General features: G+C 61.0%; 3 protein-coding genes. 1 reads left to right on the top strand and 2 read right to left on the bottom strand.

The window, feature by feature from the left end; translation table 11 throughout:
* Nucleotides 1–71: 71 nt before the first annotated feature.
* Both cimA and VN887_04020 read right to left on the bottom strand, forming a co-directional pair.
* Nucleotides 72–1,631: a citramalate synthase gene (gene cimA / locus VN887_04025; GenBank protein HXT39172.1), complete on the bottom strand. Its 1,560-nt coding sequence runs from the start codon at nt 1,629–1,631 to the stop codon at nt 72–74.
* Nucleotides 1,632–1,780: 149 nt separating this feature from the next.
* Nucleotides 1,781–1,987: a hypothetical protein gene (locus VN887_04020; GenBank protein ID HXT39171.1), complete on the bottom strand. Its 207-nt coding sequence runs from the start codon at nt 1,985–1,987 to the stop codon at nt 1,781–1,783.
* 171 nt (nt 1,988–2,158) lie between these two features.
* Between VN887_04020 and VN887_04015 the strand changes: the two genes are divergently transcribed.
* On the top strand, nt 2,159–4,450 hold a 2,292-nt coding region (locus VN887_04015), incomplete at its 3' end, for a S8 family serine peptidase (GenBank protein HXT39170.1).

Raw genomic sequence — 4,450 nt, 5'->3', positions numbered from 1 at the left:
ATGAATTTGAACGACTCCTCTTTGTAAATCAGTTCGTGCATGAATTAGTGCCAATTTGTGAAATTCGTGTCTCACTTTTTTAATAACGCAAACTCCATGCTGTCCACGAGCGCCTGAAGGCTGGCTTCGATGATGTTGTCGTTCACGCCGACGGTACCCCATTCCTGACTGCCGTCGGTGGACTGGATGAGCACACGGGTCTTGGCGGCTGTGCCGGTTGCCGAATCGAGAATACGCACCTTGTAGTCCGTAAGCCGGACCTTTCTGACTCGTGGGTAAAACTGCGTCAACGCGCCGCGCAGGGCGGAATCGAGGGCGTTCACCGGACCATCGCCTTCCGCCACGGTATGCGCGACCTTGTCGCCGACGCGCACCTTGACGGTGGCTTCCACCACCGATTCCATGCCGTCCCGGCGCATGGAAACGTGATAGGCGACCACATTGAACGGAGCCTCCTGATGCTTCAGGATTTTGCGAATCAACAGTGCCAGCGAACCTTCCGCCGCCTCGTACTCATAACCCTGGTGCTCGAGGTCCTTGATGCGCGCGAGGATGGACTTCAGTTCGGGCGTGTCGTTGTTGATTTTGAAGCCGAGCTCCTGCGCCTTCATCACGATGTTGCTTTTGCCGGCCAGGTCGCTGATGAGCACCGTGCGCTTGTTGCCGACCGACGATGGGTCAACGTGTTCGTAGCTGCGCGCGATCTTTTGCACGGCATTCACGTGCTGGCCGCCCTTGTGGGAGAACGCGGCCGAACCGACCCACGGCAGGCGCGGGTTGTGGCGGACATTCGCAATTTCGTCCACGAACTGTGAAAGCTCCTTCAACTTGGCCAGCGAGGCCGGGGGCACGCAGGTTTTCTTCAGCTTGAGCGCCACGTTGGGAATCACGCTCGTGAGATTGCAATTGCCCGTGCGTTCGCCGTAACCGTTGATCGTGCCCTGCACCTGCACGGCGCCCGCCTCCAGGCCGGCGAGCGCGTTGGCCACGCCGAGGCCAATGTCGTCATGCGTGTGGATGCCGATTCTGGTGTTCAGCCGGCCGCGGGCAAGAGCAGTGATGCGGGCGATTTCGTTCGGCAGCCGGCCGCCGTTTGTGTCGCAAAGCACCACGAATTCTGCGCCGGCTTTTTCCGCCGCCTGCCAGGTCGCCATCGCATACTCCGGCTCGTCGCTGAATCCGTCGAAGCTGTGCTCGGCGTCGTAAATGACATATTTGCCGTGGTCCTTGAGGTAACGCACGGTGTCGCCGATCATCGCCAGATTTTCCTCCGCTGTCGCGCGCAACACTTCCCTTACATGCAGCAGCCATGTTTTGCCGACGATGGTCACGACTGGCGTCTCCGCTTCGAGCAGCAGGCGAACCTGTTCGTCGTCCTCCACCGCCACGTGCTTGCGGCGCGTCGCGCCGAAAGCCGCGAGCCTCGAAAATTTGAACTTCCTGCGCTTCGCCTGTTGGAAGAACTCGATATCTTTGGGATTGGCGCCGGGGAAACCACCTTCGACATAATGAATCCCGAATGCGTCGATTCGCTCGGCGATACGGAGTTTGTCCGCCACCGAAAAGTTGATGCCTTCACCCTGACTGCCGTCGCGCAGGGTGGTATCGTAGATTTCGACTTCGGTTTTCATCGAATTCGTCGCTGGCCGTGGGAAAGTTCCCAATCCGACAGCGGAACGCGATTTCTACGCCACCCGCGCCCGGTTGCAAAGTCCAAATCGGCATTCGACCCGGGAATCAAGCGGTGCGGCCGGTCCCCGGTACGACCGCGCCTCAGAAGTCAGTTGCGTTCGTGGCGTTGCGCCAACGTCAGGCAGACCTGCTCCGGGCGAACCGGCAGCGCGGGCTCCGAGTCCCACGCGCGGTCCACGACCTGCCGCATCTGCTCAAACCACCAGCGGGCGCGGATCATGCGACGGTGCCGCCGAATCACCGGCCGAAACGCGACGGGGCTTTCAAAACTCATTTCCAACTGCTGTCTGTTCATATTCTGCCTTTCTTTTTTTGCGTTCAGAATAATTCGGCGGGTCGGACAAAGGCTGTCCTGGTGATCGACCCTGTTCCAACGAACGCAGACCATGGTTGATCGGAGGAAGTGGCATCGTCCTTGCGGCAAATCGGCGTTGCGCCTTGTGGAAAGGCTGTATTTGAATAGGTTATGCGCGTGACGCTTTCCCAGCCTGGCCGGCGGATGATCCTGTTGTGGACAGCGCTGGGCCTTTTCCTGGGCGATTTCGTCGCGCCGGCAGCGGACACGAAAACAATCCACCTTCGCAACGGAGCGATTTCCACCCCACCCAAAGCGGCGGCCGCGGTCCAAACCCGGACGTCCGTGCCGGCGGCTTCCGGTTTATTTCTCGTTCAGTTCACCGGCCCGTTACAACCCGCCTGGCGAGAGCAGTTAGGCCAGACGGGCGTGGAACTGGTCCGCTACGTTCCTGACGACACGTTCATCGCCAAATTCAACACCGTGTCGCCCGCGAGTGTCGGGGCATTGAATTTCGTTCATTGGGTTGGGTCTTACCGGCCGGAACTCAAGGTTCATCCGCGACTTGCTGCCGCCGCAACGGCGGCAGCGCGAACCAACGAGACGGTAAGCGTCAACATTTTGCTGTCCTCGTCGGCGACGCCGGCGGAGATCGCCGTCGTGCGCTCCCAGATGGCGGTGATTCATCACGAGAGCCATCTGCGCCAGGGCATCATTGTGCGAGGGGAATTGCTGCCGGGCCGGCTGGACGCGCTGTCGCAATCAAGCGCGGTGCTCTGGATCGAGCGCGCGCCCAAGCGGAAGCTGGTGGATGAAGCCGCCTCGAAGCTGGTCGGCGGCGACGATGGCAACGCCGCCACGCCCACCGTCACACAGCAGCTTGGGTTCGACGGCACGGGCGTAACGGTATGCGTGGCCGATACCGGACTGGATTCCGGCAACACCAACGCGATGCACCCGGACATGCTCGGACGCGTGGTCGGATTCCAGTATTACGGCGGCTTGACGGACGGATCAGATGGATACGGACACGGAACTCATTGCGCAGGCATTGTCGCGGGCAACGCGGCGACGGGCGAGACCGACCCGGACACCGGCCAGTTCTACGGTCTGGGCGTCGCGTCCGGCGCGAATCTGTTTGTCGAGCGCATTTTCGACGACAGCGCAAACGAGGTCAGTCCGTTTCCCAGCGACGAGACGCTGACACATGACGCGGTGCGGCATGGGGCGAAAATTGGATCAAACAGTTGGGGCAATGACGTGCAGGGCGATTACGACATTGATGCGGCGCAGTTCGATGAGCTGGTGCGGGACGCGGACGCAGGCACAGCAGGCGACCAGCCTTACGTTCTGGAATTCTCCGCTGGTAACGCGGGTCCTGACTCGCAGACGGTGGACAGCCCGGCCTCCGCCAAAAACGTGATCGCCACGGGCGCTTCGGAGAATGTTCCGGGCACACTGGCGTTGACCTACGGACTTTATGCCGACGGCCAAGACACGATGTGCGATTTCTCCAGCCGCGGGCCGGCTGCGGACGGTCGCATCAAGCCGGACCTAGTTGCGCCCGGAAGCTGGATCGCCTCCGCCGCGTCGTCCGCGGCACCGGACGAGGCCGCGATTGCCTGGACGGCGATTGATAATTTCTACGTTTACATGGGCGGCACGAGCATGTCCGGTCCGCACGCGGCGGGCGCAGCTGCCGTATTCGTGCAGTATTACCAAAGCACGCATACCAACGCGGCGCCCTCGCCGGCGCTGGTCAAGGCGGCGCTGATCAATTCAGCGGATGCACTGGACCAATCCAATGGCGGTCCCGGCCCGGTGCCGAACAACGACGAAGGTTGGGGGCGCATCAATTTGACCAACATCATCGTGACCAACGTTAACACCGCGCCGCGCTATTATCAGTATCTCGATCAAACGGTGTTGCTGACGAACAGCCAGGTCTATGAACAGCACGTTTTTGTCGAGGCGTCGGACGAACCGCTGAAGGTCACCCTGGCCTATACTGATGTGCCGGGATTTCCGGGGGCGCTGCCAGCGCTGGTGAACGATCTGGATTTGGAGGTGATTGGCCCGGACGGGAGACTATATCGCGGAAACCAGTTTGGCGCGGGCGAATCGGTGCCGAACGCGCCCACGCCGGATAAGCTGAACAATGTGGAGGGAGTTTTTCTCTCGCAACCGGTGGCGGGCGACTACTTGGTACGCGTGCGAGCCAGCAAGATTGTGCAGGATGCAATCTCAAGCACGCCCGCGATCGATCAGGATTTTGCGCTGGTCACGTCCGGCAATCTGACGCGGCCGGGCGTGGGAATTGTTTTGCTCGACCGCTCCAGCTACACGGCCCCGGGCATCATCCAGATGGAAGTGCTCGACGCCGCCCGAAGTGCGAGCAGCACCGTGAGTGTGCTGGTGTCAAACCTCACCACGCGCCAGTCCATGACCAGCGAGTTGTCCGCA

Origin of the sequence: Candidatus Angelobacter sp., assembly GCA_035607015.1 — a bacterium.
GTDB lineage: Bacteria > Verrucomicrobiota > Verrucomicrobiia > Limisphaerales > AV2 > AV2.
Note: the sequence above shows the minus strand (reverse complement) of the source record. Positions and strands in the feature narration are given on the sequence as shown.

Coding starts and splice junctions, on each gene's coding strand:
- cimA (HXT39172.1), bottom strand. CDS start 1,631: ATGAAAACCGAAGTCGAAATCTACGATACCACCCTGCGCGACGGCAGT.
- VN887_04020 (HXT39171.1), bottom strand. CDS start 1,987: ATGAACAGACAGCAGTTGGAAATGAGTTTTGAAAGCCCCGTCGCGTTT.